The sequence below is a fragment of the Rhodococcus sp. T2V genome (genome assembly GCF_029269925.1).
Classification (GTDB): domain Bacteria; phylum Actinomycetota; class Actinomycetes; order Mycobacteriales; family Mycobacteriaceae; genus Rhodococcus_F; species Rhodococcus_F koreensis.
This window is the reverse complement of record NZ_JARJBD010000050.1, coordinates 49,227-71,426: the sequence shown is the minus strand read 5'-3', so window position 1 is coordinate 71,426 and position 22,200 is coordinate 49,227. Positions and strand designations below refer to the sequence as shown.

Annotated in this window: 39 protein-coding genes, 1 pseudogene and 1 riboswitch; of the genes and pseudogenes, 36 read left to right on the top strand and 4 right to left on the bottom strand. The window is 66.1% G+C overall.

Annotated features, from left to right (window positions below):
- Positions 1-69: 69 nt before the first annotated feature.
- Positions 70-930, top strand: a complete 861-nt coding sequence (locus P3H15_RS32935; protein ID WP_174705571.1) for a bifunctional methylenetetrahydrofolate dehydrogenase/methenyltetrahydrofolate cyclohydrolase — start codon at positions 70-72, stop codon at positions 928-930.
- 1 nt (position 931) lies between these two features.
- A complete protein-coding gene (locus tag P3H15_RS32930) occupies positions 932-1,216 on the top strand; it encodes a DUF3017 domain-containing protein (RefSeq protein ID WP_276141073.1) in 285 nt (94 codons plus the stop codon).
- Positions 1,217-1,246: 30 nt separating this feature from the next.
- On the opposite strand, the gene P3H15_RS32925 is transcribed toward P3H15_RS32930, so the two are convergent.
- A complete protein-coding gene (locus P3H15_RS32925; RefSeq protein ID WP_276141070.1) occupies positions 1,247-2,371 on the bottom strand; it encodes a homoserine O-acetyltransferase in 1,125 nt (374 codons plus the stop codon).
- Positions 2,368-3,651, bottom strand: coding sequence for a bifunctional o-acetylhomoserine/o-acetylserine sulfhydrylase (locus P3H15_RS32920; protein ID WP_276141069.1), 1,284 nt, complete (start codon positions 3,649-3,651; stop codon positions 2,368-2,370). The genes P3H15_RS32925 and P3H15_RS32920 overlap by 4 nt, the downstream gene beginning before the upstream one ends.
- Positions 3,652-3,768: 117 nt before the next feature.
- Positions 3,769-3,890: riboswitch (SAM riboswitch) on the bottom strand.
- A 274-nt stretch (positions 3,891-4,164) separates the two neighbouring features.
- Here P3H15_RS32920 and P3H15_RS32915 point away from each other — a divergent pair.
- From P3H15_RS32915 to P3H15_RS32900, 4 genes and pseudogenes are all read left to right on the top strand, one after another.
- Positions 4,165-5,388, top strand: a complete 1,224-nt coding sequence (locus P3H15_RS32915; RefSeq protein ID WP_276141068.1) for an NADP-dependent isocitrate dehydrogenase — start codon at positions 4,165-4,167, stop codon at positions 5,386-5,388.
- Positions 5,389-5,588: 200 nt separating this feature from the next.
- Positions 5,589-6,314 (top strand): annotated as a pseudogene (locus P3H15_RS32910) (MFS transporter); the annotation flags it as partial.
- Between the two features lie 10 nt (positions 6,315-6,324).
- Positions 6,325-7,743 (top strand): recombinase family protein, encoded by a 1,419-nt coding sequence (locus P3H15_RS32905; protein ID WP_276141067.1) that lies wholly within the window; start codon positions 6,325-6,327, stop codon positions 7,741-7,743.
- A gap of 186 nt (positions 7,744-7,929) precedes the next feature.
- A complete protein-coding gene (locus P3H15_RS32900) occupies positions 7,930-8,163 on the top strand; it encodes a hypothetical protein (RefSeq protein ID WP_276141066.1) in 234 nt (77 codons plus the stop codon).
- Between the two features lie 56 nt (positions 8,164-8,219).
- On the opposite strand, the gene P3H15_RS32895 is transcribed toward P3H15_RS32900, so the two are convergent.
- Complete coding sequence (locus P3H15_RS32895; RefSeq protein ID WP_276141065.1) at positions 8,220-8,495, bottom strand: helix-turn-helix domain-containing protein; 276 nt, start codon at positions 8,493-8,495, stop codon at positions 8,220-8,222.
- A gap of 99 nt (positions 8,496-8,594) precedes the next feature.
- Here P3H15_RS32895 and P3H15_RS32890 point away from each other — a divergent pair, with 99 nt between their 5' ends.
- From P3H15_RS32890 to P3H15_RS32875, 4 genes are read left to right on the top strand one after another with little or no spacing between them, the layout of a single operon-like run.
- Positions 8,595-8,876: a helix-turn-helix transcriptional regulator gene (locus P3H15_RS32890; protein WP_276141064.1), complete on the top strand. Its 282-nt coding sequence runs from the start codon at positions 8,595-8,597 to the stop codon at positions 8,874-8,876.
- A 4-nt stretch (positions 8,877-8,880) separates the two neighbouring features.
- Positions 8,881-9,048 (top strand): hypothetical protein, encoded by a 168-nt coding sequence (locus P3H15_RS32885; RefSeq protein ID WP_276141063.1) that lies wholly within the window; start codon positions 8,881-8,883, stop codon positions 9,046-9,048.
- A 35-nt stretch (positions 9,049-9,083) separates the two neighbouring features.
- Complete coding sequence (locus P3H15_RS32880; protein WP_276141062.1) at positions 9,084-9,434, top strand: hypothetical protein; 351 nt, start codon at positions 9,084-9,086, stop codon at positions 9,432-9,434.
- Positions 9,431-10,213: a phage antirepressor KilAC domain-containing protein gene (locus tag P3H15_RS32875; protein WP_276141061.1), complete on the top strand. Its 783-nt coding sequence runs from the start codon at positions 9,431-9,433 to the stop codon at positions 10,211-10,213. Before P3H15_RS32880 ends, P3H15_RS32875 begins: the two co-directional genes overlap by 4 nt.
- Positions 10,214-10,245: 32 nt before the next feature.
- On the opposite strand, the gene P3H15_RS32870 is transcribed toward P3H15_RS32875, so the two are convergent.
- Positions 10,246-10,893 (bottom strand): hypothetical protein, encoded by a 648-nt coding sequence (locus P3H15_RS32870; protein WP_276141060.1) that lies wholly within the window; start codon positions 10,891-10,893, stop codon positions 10,246-10,248.
- A 204-nt stretch (positions 10,894-11,097) separates the two neighbouring features.
- On the opposite strand from P3H15_RS32870, the gene P3H15_RS32865 reads away from it, so the two are divergent.
- The 26 genes from P3H15_RS32865 (at position 11,098) to P3H15_RS32740 (ending at position 22,174) form a co-directional block, all read left to right on the top strand.
- On the top strand, positions 11,098-11,280 hold the full coding sequence (locus P3H15_RS32865) for a hypothetical protein (protein WP_276141059.1): 183 nt from the start codon (positions 11,098-11,100) through the stop codon (positions 11,278-11,280).
- Entirely contained in the window at positions 11,277-12,089 is an 813-nt protein-coding gene (locus P3H15_RS32860) for a hypothetical protein (protein WP_276141058.1), read from the top strand. The genes P3H15_RS32865 and P3H15_RS32860 overlap by 4 nt, the downstream gene beginning before the upstream one ends.
- Positions 12,086-12,373 carry a hypothetical protein gene (locus P3H15_RS32855; protein WP_276141057.1) on the top strand — a complete coding sequence of 96 codons (288 nt, stop codon included), beginning with the start codon at positions 12,086-12,088 and terminating at the stop codon, positions 12,371-12,373. The genes P3H15_RS32860 and P3H15_RS32855 overlap by 4 nt, the downstream gene beginning before the upstream one ends.
- Positions 12,370-12,678 carry a hypothetical protein gene (locus P3H15_RS32850; RefSeq protein ID WP_276141056.1) on the top strand — a complete coding sequence of 103 codons (309 nt, stop codon included), beginning with the start codon at positions 12,370-12,372 and terminating at the stop codon, positions 12,676-12,678. The genes P3H15_RS32855 and P3H15_RS32850 overlap by 4 nt, the downstream gene beginning before the upstream one ends.
- A complete protein-coding gene (locus tag P3H15_RS32845; protein WP_276141055.1) occupies positions 12,675-12,932 on the top strand; it encodes a hypothetical protein in 258 nt (85 codons plus the stop codon). The genes P3H15_RS32850 and P3H15_RS32845 overlap by 4 nt, the downstream gene beginning before the upstream one ends.
- Complete coding sequence (locus tag P3H15_RS32840; protein WP_276141054.1) at positions 12,929-13,159, top strand: hypothetical protein; 231 nt, start codon at positions 12,929-12,931, stop codon at positions 13,157-13,159. Before P3H15_RS32845 ends, P3H15_RS32840 begins: the two co-directional genes overlap by 4 nt.
- On the top strand, positions 13,156-13,353 hold the full coding sequence (locus tag P3H15_RS32835; protein ID WP_276141053.1) for a hypothetical protein: 198 nt from the start codon (positions 13,156-13,158) through the stop codon (positions 13,351-13,353). The genes P3H15_RS32840 and P3H15_RS32835 overlap by 4 nt, the downstream gene beginning before the upstream one ends.
- Entirely contained in the window at positions 13,353-13,862 is a 510-nt protein-coding gene (locus P3H15_RS32830) for a hypothetical protein (RefSeq protein ID WP_276141052.1), read from the top strand. Before P3H15_RS32835 ends, P3H15_RS32830 begins: the two co-directional genes overlap by 1 nt.
- Positions 13,855-14,844, top strand: a complete 990-nt coding sequence (locus P3H15_RS32825) for a hypothetical protein (protein ID WP_276141051.1) — start codon at positions 13,855-13,857, stop codon at positions 14,842-14,844. Before P3H15_RS32830 ends, P3H15_RS32825 begins: the two co-directional genes overlap by 8 nt.
- Positions 14,841-15,275, top strand: a complete 435-nt coding sequence (locus P3H15_RS32820) for an HNH endonuclease (RefSeq protein ID WP_276141050.1) — start codon at positions 14,841-14,843, stop codon at positions 15,273-15,275. The genes P3H15_RS32825 and P3H15_RS32820 overlap by 4 nt, the downstream gene beginning before the upstream one ends.
- The gene (locus P3H15_RS32815; protein WP_276141049.1) at positions 15,272-15,616 is read left to right on the top strand and encodes a hypothetical protein; all 345 of its coding nucleotides are present in this window, start codon (positions 15,272-15,274) and stop codon (positions 15,614-15,616) included. Before P3H15_RS32820 ends, P3H15_RS32815 begins: the two co-directional genes overlap by 4 nt.
- Entirely contained in the window at positions 15,613-15,879 is a 267-nt protein-coding gene (locus tag P3H15_RS32810; protein ID WP_276141048.1) for a hypothetical protein, read from the top strand. The genes P3H15_RS32815 and P3H15_RS32810 overlap by 4 nt, the downstream gene beginning before the upstream one ends.
- Positions 15,876-16,622, top strand: coding sequence for a hypothetical protein (locus P3H15_RS32805; RefSeq protein WP_276141047.1), 747 nt, complete (start codon positions 15,876-15,878; stop codon positions 16,620-16,622). Before P3H15_RS32810 ends, P3H15_RS32805 begins: the two co-directional genes overlap by 4 nt.
- A 2-nt stretch (positions 16,623-16,624) precedes the next feature.
- On the top strand, positions 16,625-16,936 hold the full coding sequence (locus P3H15_RS32800) for a hypothetical protein (RefSeq protein ID WP_276141046.1): 312 nt from the start codon (positions 16,625-16,627) through the stop codon (positions 16,934-16,936).
- The gene (locus tag P3H15_RS32795; protein ID WP_276141045.1) at positions 16,933-17,238 is read left to right on the top strand and encodes a hypothetical protein; all 306 of its coding nucleotides are present in this window, start codon (positions 16,933-16,935) and stop codon (positions 17,236-17,238) included. Before P3H15_RS32800 ends, P3H15_RS32795 begins: the two co-directional genes overlap by 4 nt.
- On the top strand, positions 17,235-17,627 hold the full coding sequence (locus tag P3H15_RS32790; protein WP_276141044.1) for a hypothetical protein: 393 nt from the start codon (positions 17,235-17,237) through the stop codon (positions 17,625-17,627). Before P3H15_RS32795 ends, P3H15_RS32790 begins: the two co-directional genes overlap by 4 nt.
- A complete protein-coding gene (locus tag P3H15_RS32785; RefSeq protein WP_276141043.1) occupies positions 17,620-17,823 on the top strand; it encodes a hypothetical protein in 204 nt (67 codons plus the stop codon). The genes P3H15_RS32790 and P3H15_RS32785 overlap by 8 nt, the downstream gene beginning before the upstream one ends.
- A 193-nt stretch (positions 17,824-18,016) precedes the next feature.
- Positions 18,017-18,376 carry a GIY-YIG nuclease family protein gene (locus tag P3H15_RS32780; protein ID WP_276141042.1) on the top strand — a complete coding sequence of 120 codons (360 nt, stop codon included), beginning with the start codon at positions 18,017-18,019 and terminating at the stop codon, positions 18,374-18,376.
- A gap of 34 nt (positions 18,377-18,410) precedes the next feature.
- Positions 18,411-19,001: a hypothetical protein gene (locus P3H15_RS32775; protein WP_276141041.1), complete on the top strand. Its 591-nt coding sequence runs from the start codon at positions 18,411-18,413 to the stop codon at positions 18,999-19,001.
- A 17-nt stretch (positions 19,002-19,018) separates the two neighbouring features.
- The gene (locus P3H15_RS32770) at positions 19,019-19,438 is read left to right on the top strand and encodes a hypothetical protein (protein WP_276141040.1); all 420 of its coding nucleotides are present in this window, start codon (positions 19,019-19,021) and stop codon (positions 19,436-19,438) included.
- Entirely contained in the window at positions 19,435-19,953 is a 519-nt protein-coding gene (locus P3H15_RS32765; protein WP_276141039.1) for a hypothetical protein, read from the top strand. The genes P3H15_RS32770 and P3H15_RS32765 overlap by 4 nt, the downstream gene beginning before the upstream one ends.
- Positions 19,950-20,279: a hypothetical protein gene (locus P3H15_RS32760; protein ID WP_276141038.1), complete on the top strand. Its 330-nt coding sequence runs from the start codon at positions 19,950-19,952 to the stop codon at positions 20,277-20,279. The genes P3H15_RS32765 and P3H15_RS32760 overlap by 4 nt, the downstream gene beginning before the upstream one ends.
- Positions 20,276-20,608, top strand: coding sequence for a hypothetical protein (locus P3H15_RS32755; protein WP_276141037.1), 333 nt, complete (start codon positions 20,276-20,278; stop codon positions 20,606-20,608). The genes P3H15_RS32760 and P3H15_RS32755 overlap by 4 nt, the downstream gene beginning before the upstream one ends.
- Positions 20,605-21,078 carry a hypothetical protein gene (locus P3H15_RS32750; RefSeq protein WP_276141036.1) on the top strand — a complete coding sequence of 158 codons (474 nt, stop codon included), beginning with the start codon at positions 20,605-20,607 and terminating at the stop codon, positions 21,076-21,078. The genes P3H15_RS32755 and P3H15_RS32750 overlap by 4 nt, the downstream gene beginning before the upstream one ends.
- On the top strand, positions 21,078-21,632 hold the full coding sequence (locus P3H15_RS32745) for a hypothetical protein (RefSeq protein ID WP_276141035.1): 555 nt from the start codon (positions 21,078-21,080) through the stop codon (positions 21,630-21,632). The genes P3H15_RS32750 and P3H15_RS32745 overlap by 1 nt, the downstream gene beginning before the upstream one ends.
- Entirely contained in the window at positions 21,632-22,174 is a 543-nt protein-coding gene (locus P3H15_RS32740; protein WP_276141034.1) for a hypothetical protein, read from the top strand. Before P3H15_RS32745 ends, P3H15_RS32740 begins: the two co-directional genes overlap by 1 nt.
- Positions 22,175-22,200: the final 26 nt, after the last annotated feature.

Genomic DNA, 22,200 nt, shown 5'->3' with positions numbered 1-22,200 from the left:
GAACCTGCCTGACACTGGTTCGGCGAACCTGCCTGACACTGGTTCGGCGAACCTGAGAGAATGGGGCACGTGACTGCAACGATCCTCGATGGCAAGGCGACCCGCGACGAGATTTTCGAAGACCTGAAGGTGCGGGTGAGCGCCCTGAAGGACAAGGGCATCACGCCCGGTCTCGGCACCGTTCTGGTGGGGGACGACCCGGGGTCGGCCGCCTACGTGCGCGGCAAGCACAACGACTGCGCGAAGGTCGGGATCACCTCGATCCGCCGCGACCTGCCCGCGGACATCACGCAGGAGAAGCTCGACGCCACCATCGACGAGCTCAACGCCAACCCCGACTGCACCGGATACATCGTGCAGCTCCCGGTGCCGAAGCAGCTCGACGAGAACGCCGCGCTCGAGCGCATCGACCCCGACAAGGACGCCGACGGCCTGCACCCGGTCAACCTCGGCCGACTGGTGCTGGGTAAGGAGGCGCCGCTGCCGTGCACGCCGCGCGGGATCCTGCACCTGCTGCGCCGCTACGAGGTCCCGATCGAGGGGGCGCACGTCGTCGTCGTCGGTCGCGGTGTCACCGTGGGCCGCCCGATCGGTCTGCTGTTCACCCGGCGCAGCGAGAACGCCACCGTCACCCTCTGCCACACCCGGACGCGGGACCTGGGAGCGGAGGTTCGGCGCGCCGACATCGTCATCGCGGCGGCGGGTGTTCCCGGGCTGGTGACAGCCGACATGGTCAAGCCCGGCGCCGCGGTACTCGACGTGGGCGTGAGCCGCACCGAGGACGGGCTGCGCGGCGATGTGGCGGCGGACGTCGCCGAGGTCGCCGGTTTCCTGTCCCCGAACCCCGGTGGGGTCGGACCGCTGACCCGCGCGTTCCTGCTGACCAACGTCGTGGAGCGGGCCGAGCGTGTCGCAGCGTCTCTCGGCTGAGGTGGCCGACTGGGGGCAGTTCGCGAAGAAGAACCTGCCGATGCTGGCAGTCCTCGTCGTCATCGTCGTGGCCGTGGTGTTCGTGCTCGCGGACCGGTGGCGGCGGGGAGCGTTCGTGTTCGGTGTCGCCACCCTGCTGGCGGCGGTGTTCCGGTTGACGATGCCGTCTGAGCGCGTCGGGCTGCTCGCGGTGCGTAGCAAGGCATTCGACGTGGGCGCGCTCGTGGCCGTCGGCGGCGCGATCGTGTGGCTGGCCGTGTCGATCGACCCGCTCGGAACCGACTGACGGTCCGAGCGGGCGTGGCCCGGCGCGGGGTCAGCGCCCGGCGCGGGCCAGTTGCATCGTCTCGGACAGCAGTTTCGCGACGGCGGCAGCCTCGGTGAGGAACCCGTCGTGGCCGTCCCGCGAGTTGAGCACCCGCAGGCCGTCGCAGGTGAGGATGTCCGCGGCGAGATCCTCCTGCAGGCGGATCGGGTACAGGCGGTCGGAGTCGACGCCGCCCACGATGACGGGTGCGGTGATCGTCCCGAGCGCCGCCGAGATGCCCCCGCGGCCGCGGCCCACGTCGTGCCGGTTCATCGCCTCGGACAGCAGCACGTACGTGCCCGGGTCGAACCTGCCGACCAGCTTGTCGGCCTGGTGCTGGAGGTAGCTCTCGACGGAGTACCGCCCGCCGCGCCACGGGTCCTCGCCGTCCTGCGGCGAGTTCGCGAACCGGGAGTCGAGTTCGCTCTCGGTGCGGTACGTGAGGTGCGCGATCCTGCGGGCGATGCGCAGTCCGGTCCGGGGGATCCGGCCGGTGTCGTGGTAGTCGCCGCCCAGCCAGTCGGGGTCGCTGGTGATGGCCTCGATCTGGGTGGTCTGCGTGCCGATCTGGTCTGCGGTGGCGCGGGCGCCGACCGCGAGAACGAGCGCCGACGCCACCTGGTCCGGGTACGTGACGGCCCACTCGAGCGCGCGCATGCCGCCCATCGAACCACCGACCACGGACGCCAGCTTCTCGATGCCCAGCAGGTCGGTGAACTTCTTCTCGGCCGCGATCTGGTCGCGGATGGAGATTTCCGGGAAGCGGCTGCCCCACGGGCGGCCGTCCTCCGCGATCGAACCGGGGCCGGTGGTGCCCCGGCAGCCACCGAGGACGTTGGTCGCGACGACGCACCACTCGTCGGTGTCGATCGGCGCGCCCGGCCCGACCATTCCGGTCCACCAGCCGGGGGAGGGGTGCTCGTCGGTGACGGGGCCGGTGACGTGGGAGTCGCCGGTGAGGGCGTGCTCGACGAGGACCACGTTGTCGCGGTTCGGGGACAGCTCGCCCCACCGCTGCACGGCGAGAGTCACGGACGGGATCACCGCGCCGTTCTCGAGCTCGAGCGATCCGATGTCGACCGTGCCGAGACGTCCGTCGGCCACGGGGAGGTTCTGCACTGCGCTCACGGTCAAGATGCCGCCGCCGTAATTCCGGACTCGATATCGGCGATGATGTCGTCGATCCCTTCGATGCCGACTGCCAGGCGGACCAGTCCGGGGGTGACGCCGCTGGCGGCCTGCTCCTCCGGGGTCAGCTGGGAGTGTGTGGTGGACGCCGGGTGGATCACCAGCGAGCGGACGTCGCCGATGTTCGCGACGTGGCTGTGCAGGGTGAGGGCGTTGACGAACTTCTTGCCCGCGTCGATGCCGCCGGCGAGTTCGAACGTCACGATGGCACCCGCACCCCTCGGCGCGATCTGCTTCGCCCGGTCGTACCACGGTGACGACGGGAGCCCGGCGTATCCGACGGACACGATCTCCGGCCGCGCCTCCAGGTACTGGGCGACGGCGGTCGCGTTGGACACGTGCCGCTCCATCCGCAGGCTCAGCGTCTCGAGGCCCTGCGCGATGAGGAACGCGTTGAACGGGGAGATCGCGGAGCCGAGGTCGCGCAGCAACTGCACGCGCGCCTTCAGGGCGTAGGCGGGCGGCCCGAGTTCGGAGTAGACGACGCCGTGATAGCTCGGGTCCGGGGTGGTGAAGCCGCTGTGCCTGCCCTGGGTCCAGTCGAACGTGCCGCCGTCGACGATGACGCCTGCGATGGCCGTGCCGTGGCCGCCGAGGTACTTGGTGGCCGAGTGCACCACGATGTCCGCGCCGTGCTCGAGCGGGCGGATCAGGTAGGGGGTGGCCACGGTGTTGTCGACGATCAGCGGGATTCCGTGCTGGTGCGCGACGCCGGAGATTCCGGGCAGGTCGAGCACGTCGTTGCGGGGATTGGAGATGGTCTCGCCGTAGAACGCCCGCGTGTTCTCCCGGACCGCGTTCTTCCACTGCTCGAGGTCGTCGGGGTCTTCGACGAACGAGACCTCGATGCCGAGCTTGGGCAGCGTGTAGTGGAAGAGGTTGTACGTGCCGCCGTAGAGGCGCGGGCTGGAGACGATGTGGTCGCCTGCCTCGGCGAGGTTCAGGATCGCGAACGTCTCGGCGGCCTGCCCGGACGACAGCAGCAGGGCGGCGACGCCGCCTTCGAGGGCGGCGATGCGCTGCTCGACGGCGTCCTGGGTGGGGTTCATGATGCGGGTGTAGATGTTGCCCGGCTCGGCCAGACCGAACAGCGCGGCAGCGTGGTCGGTGCTGTCGAACGTGTACGAGGTGGTCTGGTAGATCGGCAGCGCCCGCGCCTTGGTGGTCGCGTCGGACGTCTGCCCGGCGTGGATCTGCTTGGTCTCGAACGACCAGTTCTCGGTCATGTGCTGTCTACTCCAGTGGTCTGACGAGGCGCGACGAGGAGTTCATTCGCTTCGCGCACAGGGCTTGTCTGGGGTCTATCTACGACAACAACAACACATCATGAACCTCCGATGTCGGACCCGCGCTTGTCACCCGACTGTGTGTATGAATCAGGGAACCAGGTCATCACCCGGGGCACCCCACCGCGGTGGAGGGTTGCCGGCCAGCTAGCCGGGGCTCGTTGCTGGCACTCATGACCTCTGTCGAATCTTAGCGGCTGCGGCGAAGCGACCGGAAACGGCACCGATCAGGGCCGCGAGCAGGGGAAAGTTACCCGCCGGTAGGTGTGGGATTTCACACCCGCATATTGCGCGCCCCACGTATAGCAGTACGCTTGTCTTGTTTAAGTGCGGTCTCCCCGGCGCCCGCCGTGACCGTCTACGTTTGACAAGCGAACCGTTCGCGGACTCACTCACGAAGTGCGCCCGCAACCGTGTAACCAGGGAATCTTCCTAGGAGGACGCGAAGCACCCATGTCCAAGATCAAGGTTGAGGGCACCGTCGTCGAACTCGACGGCGACGAGATGACACGCATTATCTGGCAGTTCATCAAAGACAAACTGATCCATCCCTACCTGGATGTGAACCTGGAGTACTACGACCTCGGCATCGAGTACCGGGACGAGACCGACGACCAGGTCACCGTCGACGCGGCCAACGCCATCAAGAAGCACGGCGTTGGCGTCAAGTGCGCGACGATCACCCCGGACGAGGCACGCGTCGAGGAGTTCGGCCTGAAGAAGATGTGGCGGTCGCCCAACGGCACCATCCGCAACATCCTCGGTGGCACGATCTTCCGCGCACCGATCATCATCTCCAACGTCCCGCGACTGGTCCCGGGCTGGACGAAGCCGATCATCATCGGCCGTCACGCCTTCGGCGACCAGTACCGCGCCACCGACTTCAAGGTCCCCGGCCCCGGCAAGGTGATGATCACCTACACGCCCGAGGACGGCAGCGAGCCGATCGAGCACGAGCTGGTGAACTTCCCCGACGGCGGCGGCGTCGTCCAGGGTCAGTACAACTTCACCAAGTCCATCGAGGACTTCGCGCGCGCCTCGCTCAACTACGGCCTGCAGCAGAACTACCCGGTGTACCTGTCGACCAAGAACACCATCCTCAAGGCGTACGACGGCGCGTTCAAGGACATCTTCCAGCACGTCTACGAGACCGAGTTCAAGCCGGAGTTCGACGCGGCAGGACTCACCTACGAGCACCGCCTCATCGACGACATGGTCGCGTCGGCGCTCAAGTGGGAGGGCGGCTACGTCTGGGCCTGCAAGAACTACGACGGCGACGTCCAGTCCGACACCGTCGCGCAGGGCTTCGGATCGCTCGGACTCATGACCTCCGTGCTGCTGACCCCGGACGGAAAGACGTGTGAGGCCGAGGCCGCGCACGGCACCGTGACGCGTCACTTCCGTCAGCACCAGCAGGGCAAGCCGACGTCCACCAACCCCATCGCGTCGATCTTCGCGTGGACCCGTGGACTCGAGCACCGCGGCAAGCTGGACAACACCCCCGACGTCATCGGCTTCGCGCAGAAGCTCGAAGACGTGGTCATCAAGACCGTCGAGGGCGGCCAGATGACCAAGGACCTCGCGATGCTGGTCGGCGGCGACCAGGGCTACCTGACCACCGAGGAATTCCTCGGTGAGCTGGACATCAACCTCCAGAAGGCCATCGCCGAGCAGTAGGCTCCGACGCCGCAGCAGTACGAAACGGGACGCCCCTCACCGGGGTGTCCCGTTTCGCGTCTCCGGGACGGGTGAGTCATCTCACGGCCGCTCGCGGCGCGAAACGCGGAATCCGGGGAAGAGAATTCCGGTGTGGGTCGTTGCGCATCGAGGCGCGGTGCGCCGCGTAGTCGTATTTCTGCCTAGCCGAAAGTCCTGTTGTGAGCACTTCCACCCCGGTCCGCCCCGAGCACCTCGGTGTCATCGCGCAACATCCGTCCGTCCGCAAGCTCGCCATGATCGCGCTCGCGCTCGGCGGCTTCGGGATCGGCACCACCGAGTTCGTGGCGATGGGACTGCTTCCCGAGATGGCGTCGAGCCTCGGGATCAGCGAGCCGACGGCCGGGCACGTCATCTCGGCGTACGCGCTGGGTGTGGTCGTGGGCGCGCCGCTCATCGCCGCGCTCACGGCGCGGGTGCCCCGCAAGGCGCTGCTGATCGCGTTGATGGCGGCGTTCACGATCGGCAACGCCGCCACCGTGTTCGCACCGAACTACGGGGTGCTGATGGCCGCGCGGTTCGTCGCGGGCCTCCCGCACGGCGCCTACTTCGGCGTCGCGGCCCTGGTGGCGGCGCACCTCGCCGAGCGCGGCCAGCGGGCCCGGGCGGTCGCGCTCGTCATGATGGGCCTGTCGGTGGCCAACGTCGTCGGTGTTCCCGCCGCCTCGTGGCTGGGCCAGGCCCTCGGCTGGCGCAGCGCCTTCGCCCTCGTCGCGCTGATCGGTGTCGTGACGCTGGGCGCGATCTGGTCGTGGGTGCCCGCGCTCGCCGCCATGCGGATGACGAACCCCCTCACCGAACTCGGTGCCCTCCGCCGCGCACAGGTGTGGATGACGCTGATCATCGGCATGGTCGGGTTCGGTGGCATGTTCGCCGTCTACACGTACAATGACACGTATGCACCCCAACGCGCAACCTCTACGCGCCGTTATCTACACCCGAGTTTCGGCTGACCACTCAAAGCGGGCTCGCTCTCCTGAGGAGCAAGAGGCCGAGATCCGAGCAGTCTGCGAGCGTAATGGCTGGACAATCGCCGAAGAGGTGCTTTCGGACAACGACATCAGTGCATCGCGTCACTCACGGAAAGATCGGCCGGCGTACAGGCGGCTCAAGGAGTTGCTGCGGCCCGGCGACGTGCTCGTCACGTGGGCGGCGTCGCGAGCGCAGCGTGACCTTGAGGCATACGTCGATCTCCGCAATCTCTGCGCCGAGCGTGGGGTGCTCTGGTGCTACTCGGGCAAGGTCTATGACCTCACCGACCGCACCGACCGGATGGCCACGGGCTTCCAGGCCATCATCGATGAGGACTACTCCGACGCTGTCCGCGAGGCAGCTCTGCGAGCGCAGCGCGCCAACGCCCGGGAAGGTGTAGCGCACGGCAAGATCCCGTACGGATACAGGGCTCTGCGCAACCCCGACACGGGCACGATCGTGAAGCGCGTGCCGCATCCCGAGCAGGCTCCGATCGTCCGCGAGATCGCTCGGCGCATGTTGGCCGGGGAAGCCATGTATGCAATCGCGACCGATCTCAATCGCCGCGGCGTGCCGACAGCTCGGGCGGCAAAGCAGGGCTGGACCGCGTCGGTTATCTCTCACATGATTCGGCGCCCCGTCTACGCCGGACTTCGGGTACATAAGGGGGAGGTGACGAGCGTCGGCAATTGGGAGCCGCTCATCGAGCGCCAGGACCATGACGTCCTCGCGGCATTGCTGGGTGACCCGACCAGGCTCACGCATCGTGGCGTCGAACCGGAACACCTTCTCAGCGGCATCGCCACCTGCGGGGTCTGCGGCGGCCGCATCAGGAGAACGCGCTCAGTCCGCAAGAACAAGGCCGGTGTCGTGATCGGCGACTATGCGCAGTACTCGTGCATCAAGTTCTGCGTGAAGCGCCGGCAGGAACCCGTCGACGCGATGGTCACCGAGGTCGTGCTCACTTGGTGCGAGACGCATTCGAGCCCTGACGATCTGGCTGACCCCCAGGCGGCCGAGGCGCTCGTGCAAGCGCGCGAGCTGCGCGCTCGACTCGACAAGGTTGTTGCCAGGTATGCGGCGGGTGAGATTTCCGATGGCACGCTGGCGACTCTCGAAGCGACCCTGATGCCGCAGATTCGGGCGGCTGAGCGGCGCGGCAAGGTCGCGGTGGACCCGGTCGTCGTCGACCTGCTCGGCGCGGGTGCCCGCGCCCGCTGGGAGGGGATGTCAATGACATTGCGGCGCGTGGTCGTGGCGGCGCTTGTCTCTGTGACGATCAACAAGGCACCCCCGGGTAACACTTTTCGGCCCGAATTCCTGGACGTCAAATGGCGCCATTAGTTGGGAATACCGGATTGGGGGCCATTTCAATATAGCAGGTGTGTTGTACCTGAAACTGCAAGAGTGACAAAGGATGTGCTCGTTTTCAAATCACACAAATTTACTTCGCAATTACCAGCGGGATGCGATATTTTGACGAACGGGGGGAAACCGACCATTACGTATTAGAAAGATCGCGAGACCTGAATGACGACCATCCGTTCAATCAACAGCGCGTGCGATAATGCAGGGCCGATCTGCGAGGGGTGCGACCGGCTCGCCGTCAGGGTCGGCCTAACGCTGACCGAAGCTCATGTGAGCTGTCGCCGCGTGACGGTCACCAATTTGCTTATCGCTGCGCAGCGCATGGGCGAGCTGGTGGTTGCCGGCGCGACATCACGAATCACCAATGGTGTGGAATCTGCCGAAGTTGTCTTGTAGCCGCCTGTAAAAAACGCGAACGCCTCGATGTAATCGTCGGGGCGTTTTTTCGTCCCCTATTTGTCTTCGCCGCGCTGCTGGCTGAGCTGCGAGTGTACCGACTTCATGAACTCGACCTCGTCGAAATCGAGCGTTCGAGCCAGGGCGACGAGCTGGGGGATGTCCATGTCTCGGTCGCCTTTTTCCAGTCGTTCGACTGCCGACTTGCTTAGTCCCGCCACCGTCGCCGTCTGGGCCTGCGTCAGGCCACGAAATGCCCTGCGCGCCCGGAGCTCTGCCGATACTGCTTTTCGCGTCGCTTGGATCTCGGCCGCTCTAATGTGGTCGTCCATATTGGCGACTGTACCGCCCAAATGGTCAACTCAGCAAGAATGACACACCGACAATTATGGGCTTGCCATTTCCGCCGCCCGGACCGTACTGTCTTCCATATGGACGAACCAACTACCAATCTGGCCGAATCGGTACGGGCGACCATAGCCGCTCTGACCGAGCCAGACAAAAGCGGCGTCATACGCATGAGCAGGGAACTGCTCGCACACGTGATGGGGGTGACCACCAAGACCGTGGAGCGACGACTCGCAGGGGAGCGTGACTTCCTGCTTCGCGAACTGACGGCCATCGCCGACTACCTCGGTATACCCATCGAAGAACTCATGGGAGAGAAGCCCGACCCAGAAGAACTCGCGGGCGAGAAGCACGTAAGGAGTTGACGGCGTGAGGAATACCGCGAAGGCCGTCACGTGGACGCCGGAGATGCGGGCCTGGCTCGCCGAAGTCGTCGCCCGGATGCCCGAGCCAACCGTCCGCCAGCTCGACACCGTCAAGGACGCATTCCGGCAGGCCGCACTCGCCAAGCAGGTCTCGCATTCGCAAGCCGCATGAAAAAGCCGCCAGGTGCGCCAACACCGGACGGCCAAGTGATCGAACCACTCGAAGGGAAGATCTTGGGAAACCTTACTGCACAAGCGACCGATTCGACAGGCGACGACACGCTCTCCCTTGCAGTCCGCGTGGACACCGTGCTCGACCGCGTCGAGGTCCTCATTCACGACGGCATCTGCCGTGACTCCGCCTACCTCGACCGCGTCGGCGTTCAGTCCCTGATCGTTCAACTCGAGCGTGCACAGCTCGAACTGGACGCTCCGGTTCCCGCCCCCGTCCTCGGCGGTATCCGCGACCTCGTTGTCGACCTCTTCGAGACGGCGTCGTTCGCCGCGAACATGGGTGCCGCCCTCGCGATGGGTCTCGTGAAGGCGGCGATCAAGTGAAGGCCGCCGTCGAACTCTTCCAGTACGAGGACAACCAGATCCGCACGGTCGATCTGCCCAAGGGGCGATGGGCCGTCGCCGCCGACATCTGCAAGGCGCTCGACATCAAGGACGTCAGCGACGCCGTATCCAGGCTCGACGTAGCTGATCGGGGTACAACCCCGATCAGGTCGGGCAAGCAGAACCGCAACATGTGGATCGTCTCCGAGGGGGGCGCAACCGATCTCGTCCTCGACTCGCGAAAGCCGGAGGCCCGCAAGTTCCGCCGCTGGCTGACGCACGAGGTGTGGCCAGCCATCCGCGACACCGGCAGCTACTCAACCGCCCCGGCGCTCACCGGCCCGGCGCTCATGGCGGCCGCGCTCGTCGAGGCCCAGGCCGTGCTCGCCGCGAAGGACCAGCAGATCGCGGTGCTCGAAGCACCGGCCCGAGCATGGAACAACCTCGCCGACGCGAAGGGCAACTACAGCGTCGCCGAGGCCGCGAAGATCCTCTCGCAGGACCCCACGATCAGCATCGGCCGCGACCGGCTGTTCGACTTCATGCACAGCAAGCGGTGGATCTTCCGCTCCCGCAACCCGCGCGGAGGCTGGGAAGCACGGCAGGAACAGGTCGACACCGGCCGCCTCTACGAGCGACCGGCCCGACCGTTCCTGAACCCGAAGACAGGGGAGTACGAGCTGCCCGCACCGACAGTCCGCGTCACCGTGAAGGGGATCGCCAAACTCCACGAACTCCTCGGCGGATCCGGTCAGCTGTCGTTGGGTGGTGCCGCATGAACCAGCGGCCCCTCATCGTCCGCACTGCTTCATCAGTTCCAGTCGCCGAGCGCGGCCAACTTGTGTGTGACCTCGTGCGTGCGTGGGTTCCCGAGCTGCGTCTGCCAGAGCACCCGCTCAGTGATCGTGTGCGAGTACTGCTCGAACGTCGTGGGAACGAATCCGAACGGAGCGCGCCGAGCATCGATCTCTTGCTGCCGCTTTCGCGCCACCTCGCGGGAGAACTCCTGACGAGCGCGAGGGAACAGGAACGTCAGTCGGCCGCCCTCCCCGACGACGCCCGCATCGATCGTCATCTTCTCCCCGTCTACATCGACGGTGGCACGCACGTTGAGGGCTTCGTGCTCGCCGGAGTTGACCAGTACATAGGAGCCCGGTTCTTCCCACTGGCCTTCCCATACGACATCGTGGAGCTCGGTCTCACGCAGCTCGGACCGCTTCGAGAACGTGTTCGCTTCTTCAGCGAGTTGACGAGCATCTATTGCGATGCCGTTCGACTGTCGGGCGAGCTCGTTGGCCTCCGTGCCGAGTTGCTCCCCACGCTGCGCGATATCGCGGGCATCCTCGGCGAGCTTGTTCGACGACTTCGACTGTTTGAACGCCAAGATCCCGAAGGTCAGACCCGCGCCGCCGCCGAGAACCCCTCCGATAGCGCCGAGCCAGGCCAGGACATCGTCCACGATTCTTCTCCTTCTGCTGTTGGTTGTGGCGATCACAGCGTAGGAGATGGGCAGGTCGCGGAGGGTGCGCGCGCACCCTCCGCGACCTCAACCACCTGATCTCCGGTGGCGGCGGGTGTTTGACCCGAGGAGTTCGGTTCACCCGCGCCAGATGCGCGAAAGCTCCCCGCCGCCACCGGCTCCACCCTCTCTTATCCACACCTGTTGAGAAACGAGACTGTCATGCACGTCAATGCGTTGTTGAAGTCCGATCCGATCAAGTCCGCCAACGAGTTCCGCGCCGAGATCGAGGAGGGCAAGCGCGACTGGGTCACCGGCCTCGCGATCTGCATCATCTTCGGCCTGGTCCTCGCCGTCGTCATCTACGGATCGGCGGTGTCGGCATGAGCACCAAGTCCTTCGTCATCGCCCGATCGAACCTCGTCCGGGCAGTTGACACCGCGCTTGCCTTCTCGGGCACCGACTCCACGCTCCCGATGATCTGCGGTGTCGAGCTGTCGATCCACAAGGGGAAGCTGATCGTCGCTGCGACGGATCGGTTCCGGCTCGGGATTGTCCGGATGAGCGTCGAAGATCGGACCGGTCGCGCCGGTCGCATCGGGTTCGTCGGCCGGGATTCCGCGGTCCGGCTGTTGAAGGTGATCCGCGGTGGCCGTGGCCACCTGCGCGACGCCCCGATCGCGGTAACCGTCGAAGGCGAGCAGATCAGCTTCGCGTTCGACTTCACGACACTCGCCTTCGCCCTGCAGGATTCCGAGTTCCCCGACGTCAAAAAGCACATCGCGGCCTCACTTGCGAATGAGGGAACCTCCGAGAGGTGGGCGATGAATCCCGTCTACCTCGCCTCGTTCCAGAAGGCGATGTGGTCCCGCGGCGACAAGGCGATCATCAAGACCCCGCCCCTTCCCGCACGTCCGGTCCTTATCACGGTCGGTGAGCACTTCATCGGGCTTCAGATGCCTGTCCGCGAAACGGATCTCGATTCGAACTTCACCTCGTGGAACGACTTCCTCGCCGAGGAGGTCGAGGAGAAGGTCCCGGCGAAGAAGTCGGCACCGGCCCGGAAGGCTCCGGCGAAGAAGGCCGCACCCGCCCGGCGGGCCCCGGCCAGCAAGGCGCCTGCCACGAAGAAGGCTCCCGTCAAGAAGGCCGCGGCCCCGCGTAAGCGCACCACCCGGAAGTCGACCTCGGCGTGAACCCCAGCAATATGCCCGGCGCCGCGAAGGCGAAGGCGCGCCGACGAGTCCTCGTGCGATACGAGTACGGAACCGGCGGCCCGATCCGAACTGTCATCGGCCGGCCCCTCGTCGACGCGAACAGTGAGGGCACGTCGGTGTACCTCCGCCGAGGCCTGCTCGAACTCATCGCCGAATGGCCCCACACCAACGATTGCACGGTGAACGGCAAGTACATCGTCGAGACCCAGTTCATCAACCCGCATGCTCCGATCGCCGAGATCGTCAGCGGGGTGGAGGCGTGACGGAAACCATGGACACGACCGGGATCTGGACCGCCGCGGACTCGCGGGCACTTGACGCGTACGCCCGCCGCCAGCCGAACCGCACACCGCTGCAGCGTGACGAGCGCTTGTGGGAGCTGCTCGGCGAGCCTGAGGTGGAGCCGGAGATCGAGCTGGTGACCGGCCTGCCGCACTGCACCGAGTGTGATCGGCCGATGCGACCATTCGCCGCGCCGAAGTCGCTGTACCCCGACACCGTCGCCCGCGGCGGGCACGGGCTGTGCATCACCCACGCCAAGCACCGCCGAGACGCGGCGTCGTCATGACCGTCTACGCCGACCGAGAGCGGAACGGCTCCGACGTCCGCGTCATCCGCTACTACAACACGGTCGCGTGCGTTGATTGCACGCTCCTCGGCGGACCGCGTCGCCTGCCTGGTGACACATTCCGAACCGACGAGATCCCCACGATGCTCGACCATCTCGACCTGCACATGGTCCTCGGCGATCACGTCCCGCCGGCCGCGTTCACCCGCCTGCGGACCGAGCACGCCGACAACTTCGAAAGAGGCCCACGATGACCGAAACGAAACTCGACCCCGACTACTACACGGCCGCCCGTGATGGCGCCGGAAACATCCGCCTCAACCGCGGCAGTGGCCTGCTCGTCGCCGACGCGGACGCCACCCGCGAGGAAGTCCAGCGCTGGTACGAGCAGGCACAACGGTCCGTTGCGGCCAACCGGGACCACTGGATCCGGCAGTACAAGGCAGCCCTCGAACTCATCGACAGCGAAGCCGGCCGGTGACCGAGCATCGCGACGGCCACAACCGCATCGTCACCCGCTTCGAGGGTGTGTCTGGGCAGAAGCGCCTGATCCTCGAAGCCCACCAGCCTGGCCCGTTCGGGGTCGACACAACCGTGAGTTACGTAACCCTCTCAGCCGATGCAGCTCTCGCTATCGCTGAGGAAATCCAGACCCAGATGAAGGAGTCCCGCTGATGTCCGCCGAGGAGATCGTCCAGGACCTCGCCATGGTCGCCGCCGTGAAGACCATCGCCGGGACCGCCGAGACCGAGCTGAAGAAGGAACTGCAGGAGGAACTGCGCCGCGGCACCGTCTACGCGTACGACGACGAGGGCACGCAGCTCGGGGTTGCGACGGTCCCGAAGCCGTCGCAGCCGAAGCCCGCCGTCGCGATCGACGATGAGGCCCGCGTTCTCCCGTGGGCGGTCGAGATGTTCGGCGAGTCTGCGATGACGTACCGGCTCACCGAGCAGGGCCGCAAGTCGGTCATCGAGTACGCGCTCGCCGAGCACAAGGCCGCCGGTGAGCCCGAGAAGTTCGACAAGGTCGAGGGCATCACGGTCACCGTGCCCGCGGCGAAGGCGGCGACGCCGCGGTTCACGCCGGACAAGAAGGTCGTCGAGCTGGTGCAGGGCATGGTGAAGCGGGGGAAGCTGTCCCTCGCCTCCGTCCTCGAGCTGGGCCGCGGTGCCTCCGATGACTGAGCTGAAGACGCGGCGCCCGACCGGTGCCGTCCCGTGGCCCCTCGTTCTCGTCGAGGGCGGCGAGAAGGCGGGCAAGTCCTGGTCCATCGCCGAGCTGTCCGCATCGCCCCGCGTTGGCCGCACCCTGTGGCTCGACCTCGGCGAAGGCGCAGGTGACGAGTACGGCGCCATCCCCGGCGCCCGGTACGAACTGATCGAGCACGACGGCACATGGTCGTCGATCATGGGTCAGGTCAGTGCCGCCCGCGATGAGGCGCAGCGTGCACTCGACGCCGGTGAGAAGCCCGTCGTCCTGGCCATCGACTCGATGACTGCGGAGTGGGGCCTCCTCAAGGACTGGGTCGACGCGAAGGCTCGCCGCCGCGACGTCAACAGGAAGGCCCTCGCCCAGGACCCCGACGTCGAAGTGGAGATCACCAACGACCTGTGGAATCTGGCGACCGCACGGCACAAGGACCTGATGCGGATCCTGATGCGCTTCCCGGGCATCGTCATCATGGCGGCCCGCGGTGCTGACCAGGTGGCCATGGAGAACGGGCAGCCCACGAAGATCCGGACGTGGAAGGTGGAGGGGCAGAAAGCCCTCGCGTTTGACGCGACGGCGTGGGTTCGGATGTCCCGCACTGAGCACCCTCGGATCATCGGGGCCCGCTCGGTGCACGCCGGCATCGTGCCGGGCGAGGACAAGCCTCGCGTCATCCCGGACCTGAAGCTCGATGCGCTGATCTTCGACATCCTCAAGTGCGACCCGGCGAAGGCTCACGTGCGGGACCTCGTCTCGACGCCCGACCTCGCCGCAGTCCTCGCACTGCTTGCTGAGGTAAACGACCGCGACTCCTACACGGTTGTGTGGGAGCTGGCGCGCGACGCCGACCTCCTCGACTCGCCGGTCGACGACGCCACGCTCCGCGACGCAATGTACGTGCAGCGAGACAAGGTCCTCGCCGCCGAGGCGAAGGCCACTGAGTCGGTGACCGCATGAGCCGCTACACGGGGGCGTCGCCCCGAGTGAAGGCGATCGTCGACCGGCGGGCCGCTGGCCGGTGCGAGAAGTGCGGCAAGGCGACAGCGTCTCAGCTGCACCACCGGCGGCCGCGCGGCATGGGCGGCACTCGCCGGGAATCCACGAACGAGGCGTCGGCGCTGCTGGCGTTGTGCGAGCCGTGCCACCGCTTCATCGAGACCGCAGCCCGTGACCTGTCTCGGTCGAACGGGTGGCTCGTCCGCCAGAACAGTGACCCGCTGACAATGCCGGTCCTGTACCGCGGTCGGCGGGCGTGGCTGGATGACGCCGGTCAGGTCGATTACTGCACCCACCTGACTCGGATGATGCTGCACGACAACGTGTATGGCGACTACGAGCAGTGCGCCGACTGCGACCACCAATTCACCACAGACGGAGGACCGATATGAGCGTCGACGAACACCTGAACGAAGCGAAGCGCCGTCTCGCGCAGGCGGCCGCCGTCCGCCGGGGCGACGACCCGGATCCGCTGCACGACCTGCACACGCAGGCGACCATCATCGGCCTGGCACAGGGTCAGGCCCTCGTTGCCCTCGTCGAGGTGGTGCAGGAACTCGCTGCCGCGATGGCCCCGCGCGACTTCACCAACGTGCCGCTCGACATCATGACGCTCGAACAGGCCCGGGCAGCGGCCGACCCGTGGAGCAACCCGAACTCCTCCGCCCAAGAGAGTGCTGACCACCGCGCCGAGCAGCGCGCTCGTGCGCGCCGAGGTTGGTGGCGATCATGAGTGACACCCTCGGCCCCATCCAGCAGTGCCGATCGTGCCGTGAGCCGATCGTGTGGACGGTCACGAAGCACTCCGGCAAACGGCTTCCCGTGAACCCTGAACCGACCGAGAAGGGCGACGTCCTGGTCGAACACAGGGGCTCGGTCCTCTACTCGGGCATCGTGCTCGCCGCCTACCGAGAGCAGCAGCTGAAGGACGGCAACCCGCTCTACCTCTCGCACTTCGCAACCTGCCCCCAGTCCGCCCAGTGGAGGAAGCGATGATCACCGTGCTGCGCTGCCGCGGCATCGGCGAGCCGATGGGCGACGAGAGCATGCTCGCCAACGTTACGAAGCACCTCGACCCGGCGCGGTTCCGCGTCCGCGAAGTGCCGTGGTCAGCGCAGTACGGGCCGGTCCCGGCGCCACTCGGCTCCGCGTTCGACACATCGCTGCGCGAGGGCCGAAAGATCCTGCTCGACATGATTGCCGCCGACCCGTACCCGGTGATCCTCAAGGGCTACAGCGGCGGCGCCGCCCTCGTGGGGAACGTGGCCGCCGAGATCGCACGCGGCGAGCACCCGAGCCTCGACGTCCGCGGTGTTGGGCTGATCTCAGACCCGCTGAGTCCCAGAGTGGTCAACCGAGAAGGCTGGGGCATCGCTGGCAGCCGGTGGATCGGTGGCAGCTTCCCTGTATGGCACATGTCCGACCCTGCTGACGTAATCGCCTGTTGCCCGGTGGACTCGCCGTTGCGCACGATCGCTGACCAGACAGCGGCCATGTCCCTCGCAGACCCACGGGCGTGGGGCGCGGACCTGATCGGGAGACTCCGCGCCGGCCGCTGGCAGGCCACGATCCGCGACTGGCGCAACATCCCCGCCGTCCTGCGCACCTACGGCCAGGCGATCAACGATGCCGAGGGCTATCTGACCGGCGACCACACCTCCTACGCGCACCGCATCTACCGAGACGGTCGCACCTACACGCAGTGGCTCGCCGACCGTATCAACGAGATCAGGGAGTGACCATGAACACCACAGCCCACGTCCTCGTAGAGGTCGAGATGGAACGCGCCCGCCAGGACGACAAGTGGGGCGAGCAGAACCACCCCGACGGCACCGGCCCTGGCTACCAGAAGCACGCACACGCCGCCCGTCGGCGGTGCAAGGCGGCTGCCGAGTTCGGGCTGGTGTCGTTCAAGGACATCCTCGATGAGGAGGTCAACGAGGCCTACGCCGAGGACGACCCGGCCAGGCTCCGAGCCGAACTGATCCAGGTCGCCGCAGTCGCGGTGGCGTGGGTCGAGAAGCTCGACCGTGAGGCTGGTGAGCCGTCATGACCGACACGTTCTGGAACGGCGAGCCAGCGGCTGCCCTGCGTGGCACTGCGGTCGTCGTCGACGCACCAGAGTTCCCGCAGTACTGGGCCCGCGCCGAGGGCATTGTCGGCCAGCGCATCGCGGTCGTCCGGGTCAGCTACTGCCAGCACATCACCTACCTCGACAACCGCACCGGAAAGGGATGGTTGAAGGTCACGAAGGGCTTTGGCTCGCCGCGCTTCGGGCACGCCGACGTCCGCATCGAACCGGACTCGTTCGTCGCCGGTGGCCTGCTGCAGCCCACGATCGGCGGCACGTCATGACGCACGACTGCGGCCGGTCAATCGCGAGCGTCCTCAAGGAGATCGACGAGCTCAAGGCCGAGAACGAGCGACTAAACAGCCTCAAGCGGGCCATCGACAGCATTCGCACCGGGGGAGCGAAGTTCAAAGAAGAGCACGGATCGGCTGAAGTCCGCATCGGACCCGGCAACGTCCTTGCGCAGTTCGGAATCAGCGAGATCGACGGAATCCGGATCGAAGTCGAGAGCGGCATCAAGATCCTCGGGTTCGACGAGGACGGAAATACCAACGAGGAGATCGAGGTCGACGGCCCGCTGGTCTATTTCCACAAGGACGACCACTCGATGTTCGGATCGAAAGCCGTCATCGACGATGACGAAGACGACTGGTGGGGCGACGACGATGATTGACCAGGCCGACCTCTTCGAACCGGATCCCGATCTGGTCGAGCACCTGGCAGAGGTCGCGTTCAACGCGTGGTCGGGGGAGTGGATGGCGAAGCCTGAGTTGCTGCGCTGGAGCGACCTTCGCACCGAACCGCCGAAGGACAAGTTCCGCGCGGCCATCCGGGCCGTGCTCGTTGAGCAGGCGAAGGGGGTCGTGTGATGCGCAAGTACGCGGCGCACGAAACCCTCACGGGCAGAGTCCCGGTTGCCGCAGCAATCCTACAGGCGACCAACCCGCACCGGCCGCCCGACCGACAGTGTCCCGTGTGCGGCGAGAAGCCGCCGGCGGGCGCCGTCCGTCACATCGAATGCAGAACCACCCCCGTGCCAGAGGCGGGAAGGAAAGAGCCCTAATGCCCAAGGTCCCAGACGAACGCCATCGCACGGGCGGCGAGGTGCGCGGCAGCTTCCACGTCTCCTGGCTGCCCGACCGTGAGACGAAGGCGTTCTTCCTGGGACGCGACGTTATGCCGATCCTGTACCGGTTTCGGTCCGCATCAAACGAACTGCTCTACATCGGAGTCACCCGCACTCCACTGAACCGCTGGCACCGACACCGGTACGGCACACCATGGTTCAACAACGTAGCCCTGATCGAGTTCGAGTCGATCTCCTGGGACAGAACCGAACTCGAGGCGGCCGAGCGGCGCGCCATCGCGGCCGAGCGCCCACGGTACAACCGCGCTCACAGCCAGGCTGGAAAGGAGACCTGAAGCCATGCCACGCAAGAGGATGGTCCACCCCTCGATGTTCAACTCCGAGCAACTGGCAAAGGTCTCCATCGCCGCCGAGCGCACGTTCGAGATCATCTGGTGCTTCGGCGACGACCGCGGCCGCATCAAGGACGACGCCGCCGAGATCTGGGCGAACGGATGGATGAAGCGCCGCAAGGAATGCACCATCGACGACGTCGAGGACCACATCGATGCCCTTGTCGAGAACGGTCAACTCTGCCGCTACGCGGTCGGCGGAGACTCATTCCTGCACTCGATCTCGTGGGACGAACACCAGTCGATATCCCATCCGACGCCCTCGAAACTGCCTCCCTGCCGCGAACATCAGCCTCTTGAGTGGAAGTTCTGGTGGAAGAACAACGACACCGCTACCGATCGGTGGAGGCAGAAGGAAAAGGCTGATCAGAAGGCCAAATCTTCTCCGGAGGAACTCGGGGACGACTCCGGAGTTTCTCCGGAGAAAGGACCGATCGAGTTGGGAGGGACTCCGCCGCAGTGTAGTTCAGTTCAGTTGAGTTCAGATAAGGCTGATCTCGCGAGGGCTTCCGACCAGCCAGGGCAGGTTCGTCAGTTCGTTCGCCCGTCTCAGCGGAGACAGGCATGACAGGAGTAACAATTCCCATGAGCAGTAACCCGGTCACGATCGTTCTCGCGGGGACGAAGCCGCCGCTGTCGATGAATCAACGTCTCCACCATCAGGTGAAGGCACGCATCACCCGGGAGCTCCGCAATGAGATCCACCTGGAAGCTGTGCGTCTGCGGCTTCCGCGGGGCGTCGAGCATGCCACTGTCACGCTCCACTACCGGCCTGCCCGCAACGGGATCCGTGACGCCGACAACCTCGTAGCCACTTTGAAGCCGTGCTGCGACGCCCTCGCCAAGGGCACCCCGAAGTACCCCGGATACGGGCTCGTTGAGGACGACACGCCGCAGTGGATGACCAAACCCATGCCAGTGGTTCACCTCGCCGAGAAGGGCCGACCCGGCTCGCTCTGGCTCGAAATCACCTGGACCGACACCCCGAAGGAACTACACGCATGAGCACGAAAGAAGTGATCTACCACCAGGCGCAGTGCGACAAGTGCCAGGAGATATACGAGGGCGACGAGTACACCGCCTGGGGCGACCCCGGCATGGCCGTCGAGGACGCCACCAACAACGGCGAGTGGTTCGAGCGCACGCGGATCGTCCGGATCGAACCGCCGACGGAGGACAACCCCCACGAGCGCAGGGTCTACGAGACCGTCGAGCTGCTCTGCCGTCACTGCCAGACCTGCGATGTTTGCGGCACAGACCTGTTCGTCACCCGATCCGAGATCGACGACAACCACCTCGTCTGCGTCAACCACGAAGAGCACGAGTTCCCCGAGGCGTGGGCGACATGGGAGGACGTGCCCCTGGGTATCGGATTCCGCGGCCACGATCACCCGACGACCTGGCTCCGCGACGCCGATGGCTTCACGATGAAGGACCACGGCCCTGGAAACGTTTCGTTCCCAGCCGACCTGAACGACATCGCACCGTTCGTGCGCGCCGAGGCGGGTGATCAGGCATGAGCGCCCGCGACGAGCTCGCTGGGGTGTTGAAGGGCGCTGCGGACAGCGTCACTCTCGCCTTCCAGTTCAACATGAAGTTCTGGGGCCCCGTCGCCGACGCCGTTCTCGCCGCCGGCTACCGCAAGCCCCGCACCGTCACCACCGCCGAAGAACTCGACGCACTCCCGTTCCTGACGGTGATCCGCGACAGCGATGGGGCTGTGCATGAACGCCTCGAATGGGACTACGGCCCAGCGCTGCAGTGGACGAGGGACGGCGCACAAGACCTGCACCCCAAGCTCCCCGCGACCGTGCTCTACACACCCGTGGAGGCCGCCCCGCGATGAGCAACCACATCATCGATCAGCGGTGGAAGCGCACCGTCCAGCTGCGCATCGACAACGAACCGCAGATGCCCGACACCAAGTCCACCTACAGCGTGTACCCGACGAGCCTCTCGCTCGAGTACACGAGCGTCGACGGCAGCATCTGGAATCTCACCTCCGCCCGCGTCATCGGGCACCGGGTCCTCAAGACGGGGGAGGCCGGCAGCACCATCGCCGTCCAGTACCTGCTCCGCGCCGCCGACGGCGAGGTCCCTGCGCTGCACCCCGCCACACCAGACGCTGTGCTCGAACTGGCACAGCGGCACCAACCGCAGGGAGTCACACGATGAGCACCGAACCGATCGACCTCGACGCCGCGCAGGCTCTCGCTGACGCCGCGACGCCCGGACCGTGGGTCACCACTCCTCCGGACATGATCAGTTCCGAACTCTTCCGCTACTGGTCCATCGGCACCGAAGTGGATGGACTCCTGGAGCGGTTCACAGGAGACATCGGCGGGAACCTGACCAACACACAGGCGGACGCCGAGTTCATCGCCCAGGCCCGCACCCTCGTTCCAGCGCTGATCGCCGAAGTGCGAAAGGAGCGGGAACACCGTCGCGCACTTCAGCGGGAATGCGAACGCACAGAGTCCGAGAACCGTCACCTCGCAAACAACCTCGACGTGCAGCGCGCCGGCCGCGCCGCAGCCGAGTCCGCCGTCGCTCGGGTGAAGAAGGTGCTGAAACTCGCTGACGACGCCAACCGCACAAGGGTGACCGTCGACCTGATCGCCATCGCAGTGAAGGGACTCGACTGATGAGCGCCGAACCGATCAACCTGGACCTCATCGAGGCCAGCGCGAAAGCGGCACGCGAGGAATGGCTGACGAGCGACTACTTCGGACACGGTCGCGTCAGCTGGTACGAGGGTGTCGCTGGCGGCCTGGGCGGCGACGTGGGCGTGTTGTCCGGGCGGATGTCGCCCGAGGTGGTGCTCGCAATCGTCGCCGAGGTGCAGGAGCTGCGCGAACTGCAGTCGCGGAAAACGAACCTCGTCGAGGTGACGTCAGGCCTGGCGAAGACCGCCGCCCGGCTGACCGCCGAATCCGAGTCGCTGACGAGCCGCTGCAACGCCGTCGCCAGCGAGAATGAGGGACTGAAGAACGACGTCGAGGGACTCGAAGTCGACCTGGCGGCAGTCCGAACCGAGAGCGCCGAGCTGAATCGGAAGTGGCAGGCCGCCGAGGCGAAGCTCGCGAAGGTGAAGGAGAAGGCTGCAGAGCTTAGATGCACCGCCAACACGTGGCGTTTGCAAGGCCCGGAGCGCACGATCGCCGACAACCTGGACCGCATCATCGAGGGCGGTGCGTGATGGCACTGCATTTCCCGCTCCTGGTCAATGGCAGGACGATAGGTGCGTTCGCGGCGCAGCGGGTGGCCGGCAAATCGCACCCGGACAGCATCTGCACGTACCGGGTCGAGATCGTGCAGAACAAGACCGGCGACACACCTCGGAAGGGTGAGCACTTCTTCGTCGAGCATAGGTACGGCGACGGCGCGTTCGCGCTCGTCCAGAAGGCGATCGCCGAGGCCCCGCTGTTCCGATCCGGCCGATCCGCTGCGCCGAAGCGCGCGACCGAATACGACTTCCACGAGGTCGTGCGGTGGGCCGAGGCTGAGGGCTGGGAGCTCGTGAACATCGCGCAGCAGACTCGCCTGTCCGAGCAGCGCGAGCAGGAGAGGCAGTCGGAGGCTGCAGCAAAGGCTCGGTGGCGCAGCCGGGCAGAGGCGGCGGAAGCCGCGGTCGCCCGGGTGGAGAAGATCAGGGCGGAGGCGTTCCGCCCCGGCGACGACTGGCACAGCAAAGTAGTGCTGGAGCCCCATCTTGCCGCTGCACTCGAAGGCAGGTTGTGATGGCGCCGCTTGGATGGAAGCCGTTG